Origin of the sequence: Mesorhizobium sp. M7A.F.Ca.CA.001.10.2.1, assembly GCF_003998575.1 — a bacterium.
GTDB lineage: Bacteria > Pseudomonadota > Alphaproteobacteria > Rhizobiales > Rhizobiaceae > Mesorhizobium.
The window spans coordinates 1-4,963 of sequence record NZ_RZQY01000442.1 but is presented as its reverse complement, the minus strand read 5'-3'; the positions used below and the strand labels follow the sequence as shown (position 1 = coordinate 4,963).

The window sequence follows — 4,963 nt, the reverse complement described above, 5'->3', positions numbered from 1 at the left end:
CGCATGGAGTTCGCCAATGCAACTTGACACCACAGATAGTCGCTCATTGCCCTGCCGGGCATTTCTCCCCGTAGAACGGGGAGAAAGACGCTAATTCACCGTCCGCCGCGTCCCCGGCAGGTCCAGCGAAAACGCCGGAATGGCGATGTCGAATGTCTCGCCCCGCTTGTTGCGCATCGTGTAGTGCCCGACCATGATGCCGGATGGTGTCGAGAGCGGGCAACCGGACGTGTATTGGTAGCTGTCGCCGGGATTGAGTTCGGGCTGGTCGCCGACGACGCCGGGGCCGCGCACCTCCTCCACCCGGCCAGTGCCGTCGGTGATATGCCAATAGCGCGACAGAAGCTGCACGAAGTCGTCCGACTGATTGTCGATCGTTATCTGATAGCCCCAGACATAGCGGTTCTCCGAGGGATCCGAGCGGTCCTCCAGATAGAACGGCCTGACCTGCACTTCGATGTTGCGCGTGACGGCGCTATACATAAGCGGCTCCAAAAAACGGTTCCAGCGGAACTTTCGGCGCTCTGTGCGGTTAGGTCAACCGACCGAAGCCTCCTCTGGCCGACCTCGCGGGCAGGTGCCGACAAAGAATGTCATTTAAGTGACATATGACAATGATGGTGTGCGCGGACTGGTGATGCGCGACTCGGGCGCTCTGCTGAACTGTTGAACCGGCCATCTTGCGGACCGGTTTTCCTGGAGTGACCGGATCTCGATGGAACTCACTCTCATAGCCGCCACGCTTTCAACTGTCCTCATCCTCTCGAATCTCGCCAGCATCGTGCTCGCCGCTTCGCGTCTGAAACGGCGCCACACCATTGGGCCGCCGGCCGCCAAGCCGCGGCCGGTGTCGATCGTCGTGCCGTCGCGCGGCGTCGAGCCGTTCACGCAGGAGACGCTGGAACGCGCCTTCTCGCTCGATTGGCCGCGCTACGAGTTGATTTTCTGCGTTGCCCATGCCGACGATCCGGTGGTCAAATTGATAAACAGGACGATCGTCCGGTTTCCGAAAGTTCCGGCCCGGCTGCTTATCGGCGACGACCGCATCAGCGCCAATCCGAAACTCAACAATTGCGTCAAGGGCTGGGAAGCGGCGCGGCACGACTGGGTCGTCCTGGCCGATTCCAACGTGCTGATGCCGAGAGACTACGTCCAGCACCTGATGGCTGCCTGGCGGTCCGGCACCGGCCTTGTCTGCTCGACGCCGATCGGCTCCCGGCCTGCCGGCTTCTGGGCCGAGGTCGAATGCGCTTTCCTCAACACGCTGCAGGCGCGCTGGCAATATGCCGGCGAGGCGCTCGGCCTTGGCTTTGCCCAGGGCAAGAGCATGCTCTGGAACAAGCCGATGCTCGACGCCAATGGCGGCATCCGCGCGCTGGCCGCCGAGATCGCCGAGGACGCCGCCGCGACCAAGCTGGTGAACAGCCTCGGCTTGCGCGTCAATCTCGTCGCCGCCCCCTTCGAGCAGCCGCTTGGCCGGCGCTCATTTGACGAGATCTGGTCGCGTCAGGCCCGCTGGGCGCGCCTGCGCCGCGTCACTTTCCCGCTGTTCTTCGCACCCGAAATCCTGACCGGCGCCTTGGTGCCGCTGGTGCTTGCGCTGATTGCCGCAGCCAGTGCCGGTTTCAGCCTCTGGGCAACCGCCATTGCCGTACTGGCGGCCTTCTACCTTCCGGAGTGCGCCCTGGCCTGGTCCAAGGGCTGGTACCTGTCGCCACGCATGGTCGCCGCGATCATGGCGCGCGACCTGATCCTGCCGGCGATGTGGGGACGCGGCTGGCTCGGCGGCGCCGTCGACTGGCGCGGCAATGCGATGACCATCGGCACCAAGACGGCCGAGCTGGAAGAGACGCCGTCCGGCGCCTGAAGGCGTCAGCTAGGTTTGACCGCTGGAATAATTATCGTATATACGGAAATGTTGCGTTAGGCTCTATTTTTGTGTATACATAATTTATGGGAACGCACCGGCGGCGATGCAGTTCGAGTGGGATGAAAACAAGGCCAGGATGAACAGGGCCAAGCATGGCGTGGATTTTGCGATCGCACCATCCTTCGACTTCGCCAACGCCGCTATCAGGCTCGACGACAGCGAGGACTTTGGCGAGGACCGCCTCGTTGCCATCGGTCTGATCGGAACTGGCGTCCATGTGATGGTTTATGTCGAGCGACGATACGCCATCCGCGTTATTTCGCTGCGCAAGGCCACAAGGCAGGAAATTACGGACTATGTCGAAAACCTCTAAGACGATCGTACGCCGTGAGGCTGCTGCGCCCCAGCTGTCACGTGCTGACGCTTTGGCGTTGGCCAAAAAGGCGCTTGCCGCGATGACCGACGAAGAAGATGCCAAGATCACCGCTGCGGCCGAAGCCGATCCGGATGCTCAGCCAACCGATGCCGTTTCGCGCCGCAAGGTTGGCCGGCCGCCGCTTGCCCGGCCCAAACGTGCCGTACAGCTACGCCTCGACGCCGACGTTCTCGACCGCTTCAAGGCCGCTGGCGATGGCTGGCAGACCCGCATGAACGAAGTGCTGCGCAAGGCGGTCGGCCTGTAATCCTGTGACGACGCTCGCGCGCTACCTGGCCTTCAGCGCCTGCGCGATGTCCTCGAGCAGATCGTCGGTGTCCTCCAGGCCGACCGAAAGCCTGAGCGTGCCCGGCCCGATGCCGAGCTCGGCGCGCGCCTCGTCGCTGAGGTTCTTGTGCGTCGTCGTCGCCGGGTGGGTGATCAGGCTCTTGGCGTCACCGAGATTGTTGGAGATCAAGACGATGTCGAGCGCGTTCTGCAAGGCGAAGGCCGCCTGCTTGCCGCCCTTGACGTCGAGACAGATCAGTGTCGAGCCGCCCGACATCTGCTTCTTGACGATGTCGGCCTGCGGATGGTCGGCGCGGCCGGGATAGATGACGCGGGCGATTTCCGGCCGCTCGGCCAGGAAATCCGCGATCCGGCCGGCACTTTCCGTCTGCTGGCGCACGCGCAGCGGCAGCGTTTCCAGGCCTTTCAGCAGCGTCCAGGCGTTGAAGGGTGACAGGCTTGGGCCAGTATGGCGGAAATAGTCGTGCAGGTTCTCGTCGATCCACTTCTTGTCCGACAGGATGACGCCGCCGAGACAGCGCCCCTGGCCGTCTATGTGCTTGGTCGCCGAATAGACGACGATATGGGCGCCGAGCTGCAAGGGCTTCTGCTGCAGGGGCGTGGCGAAGACATTGTCGACGATCAGCCTTGCGCCGATCGAATTGGCAAGCGAAGCGACAGCGGCGATATCGACCACTTCCAGCGTCGGATTGGTCGGGCTTTCCAGGAAGAACAGCTTGGTGTTCGGCTTGACCGCCTTTTCCCAGTTGGCGATGTCGGTGCCGTCGACCAGCGTCGCCTCGATGCCGTATCTCGGCGCCAGCGTCTCGACCACCCAGCGGCAGGAGCCGAACAGCGCACGTGCCGCCACGATATGGTCGCCGGCCTTGGCGCTGCACAGAAGGGCGGCCGTCACCGCCGCCATGCCCGACGCGGTGGCGCGCGCGTCTTCGGCGCCTTCCAGGGCGCACATGCGTTTTTCGAACATGTCGACGGTCGGATTGGCGTAGCGCGAATAGATGAAGCCCGGTTCCTCACCCTTGAAACGGGCTTCGGCGGCCTGCGCCGTTTCGTAGACATAGCCCTGGGTGAGGTAGATCGCTTCCGACGTTTCGCCGAAACCGGAACGCAGCGTTCCGCTGTGCACGAGTGCCGTCTGAGGCTTCCAGTTGTGCTTCTTGGTGCTCATCGCTTTTCTTCCAGACACAAAAAAACCGGCCGCGAAAGTCGCAACCGGTCCATACGGCCTTGCGGCCCGACGGTCCTTTAGCGACTTGTTTAACGTGGCTGCAAGCCGACCGGCCAAATCACCACGGGATAACGACCCTTTAGACCCGCGCCACGCTTGCGTCAATTGCCGGCTTCATTAAGAGGTTTGTACCAAGCAGGTTCCGCAAAAGTGTTCCACGGTTTTGCGACCAGAACCTGCGACAAGAAAAACGTCTGACCTAGGAGCGGAGCCTTGCGGCAGACAGGCATTCTTCCCGATCAGGACATATCGGCGCTGTTCCAGTCCGGCGCGCTGAAGTCGGCGCGTGCGCTCGACGCCGACCAGATCCAGCCGGCCAGTCTCGACCTCAGGCTCGGCGACAAGGCCTGGCGGGTGCGGGCCTCCTTCCTGCCCGGCCCCAACCACAAGGTCTCGGAAAAGCTCGACCGGCTGCAGCTGCACGAGATCAGTCTTGCCGAGGGCGCGGTGCTGGAGACCGGCTGCGTCTATATCGTGCCCTTGCTTGAAAGCCTGGCATTGCCGGCTGATATTTCGGCCTCGGCCAATCCGAAGAGCTCGACCGGGCGGCTCGACATCTTCACCCGGGTCATGACCGATCGCGGCCACGAGTTCGACAAGATCGCTGCCGGCTATCACGGCCCGCTGTTTCTGGAAGTCAGCCCCCGCACCTTCCCGATCGTCGTGCGCACCGGCTCACGCCTGTCGCAAATCCGCTTCCGCACCGGCAATGCGCTGCTCTCGGAAGCCGAGCTGCACGAGTTGCATCGCGCGCAGACGCTGGTCGCCACCGAGCCGCCGAACATTTCCGGCGGCGGCATCGCGCTGTCGATCGACCTCAACGGCGATCAGAACGGGCTGGTCGGCTATCGCGGCAAGCATCACACCGGCCTCGTCGATGTCGACAAGCGCGCGGCGCAGGAAGTCGTCGACTTCTGGGAGCCGATCCACAAGAGCGGCGCCGGCGAACTGGTGCTCGACCCCGACGAGTTCTACATCCTCGTCAGCCAGGAGGCGGTGCACGTACCGCCGCTCTACGCCGCCGAGATGACGCCCTTCGATCCGCTGGTCGGAGAGTTCCGCGTCCACTATGCCGGCTTCTTCGATCCGGGCTTTGGCCATTCCGCGTCCGGCGGCACCGGCAGCCGGGCGGTGCTGGAAG

At 63.3% G+C, this 4,963-nt stretch carries 6 protein-coding genes and 1 riboswitch; of the genes, 4 read left to right on the top strand and 2 right to left on the bottom strand.

Annotation, left to right across the window (positions count from 1 at the left end; translation table 11 throughout):
* Nucleotides 1–90: 90 nt before the first annotated feature.
* A complete protein-coding gene (gene apaG, locus EN964_RS24185) occupies nt 91–483 on the bottom strand; it encodes a Co2+/Mg2+ efflux protein ApaG (RefSeq protein WP_013533640.1) in 393 nt (130 codons plus the stop codon).
* Nucleotides 484–715: 232 nt separating this feature from the next.
* Between apaG and EN964_RS24180 the strand changes: the two genes are divergently transcribed.
* From EN964_RS24180 to EN964_RS24170, 3 genes are all read left to right on the top strand, one after another.
* Nucleotides 716–1,867 (top strand): ceramide glucosyltransferase, encoded by a 1,152-nt coding sequence (locus EN964_RS24180; RefSeq protein ID WP_127276809.1) that lies wholly within the window; start codon nt 716–718, stop codon nt 1,865–1,867.
* A 106-nt stretch (nt 1,868–1,973) separates the two neighbouring features.
* Nucleotides 1,974–2,243: a BrnT family toxin gene (locus EN964_RS24175; protein ID WP_127272042.1), complete on the top strand. Its 270-nt coding sequence runs from the start codon at nt 1,974–1,976 to the stop codon at nt 2,241–2,243.
* Between the two features lie 82 nt (nt 2,244–2,325).
* The gene (locus tag EN964_RS24170; RefSeq protein WP_127272043.1) at nt 2,326–2,553 is read left to right on the top strand and encodes a BrnA antitoxin family protein; all 228 of its coding nucleotides are present in this window, start codon (nt 2,326–2,328) and stop codon (nt 2,551–2,553) included.
* Between the two features lie 21 nt (nt 2,554–2,574).
* On the opposite strand, the gene EN964_RS24165 is transcribed toward EN964_RS24170, so the two are convergent.
* A complete protein-coding gene (locus EN964_RS24165) occupies nt 2,575–3,762 on the bottom strand; it encodes an O-succinylhomoserine sulfhydrylase (protein ID WP_023811337.1) in 1,188 nt (395 codons plus the stop codon).
* A 57-nt stretch (nt 3,763–3,819) separates the two neighbouring features.
* Nucleotides 3,820–3,897, bottom strand: a riboswitch (SAM riboswitch).
* 138 nt (nt 3,898–4,035) lie between these two features.
* Between EN964_RS24165 and EN964_RS24160 the strand changes: the two genes are divergently transcribed.
* Nucleotides 4,036–4,963 (top strand): 2'-deoxycytidine 5'-triphosphate deaminase (locus tag EN964_RS24160; RefSeq protein ID WP_127276807.1); only part of this gene is annotated, 928 nt, incomplete at its 3' end.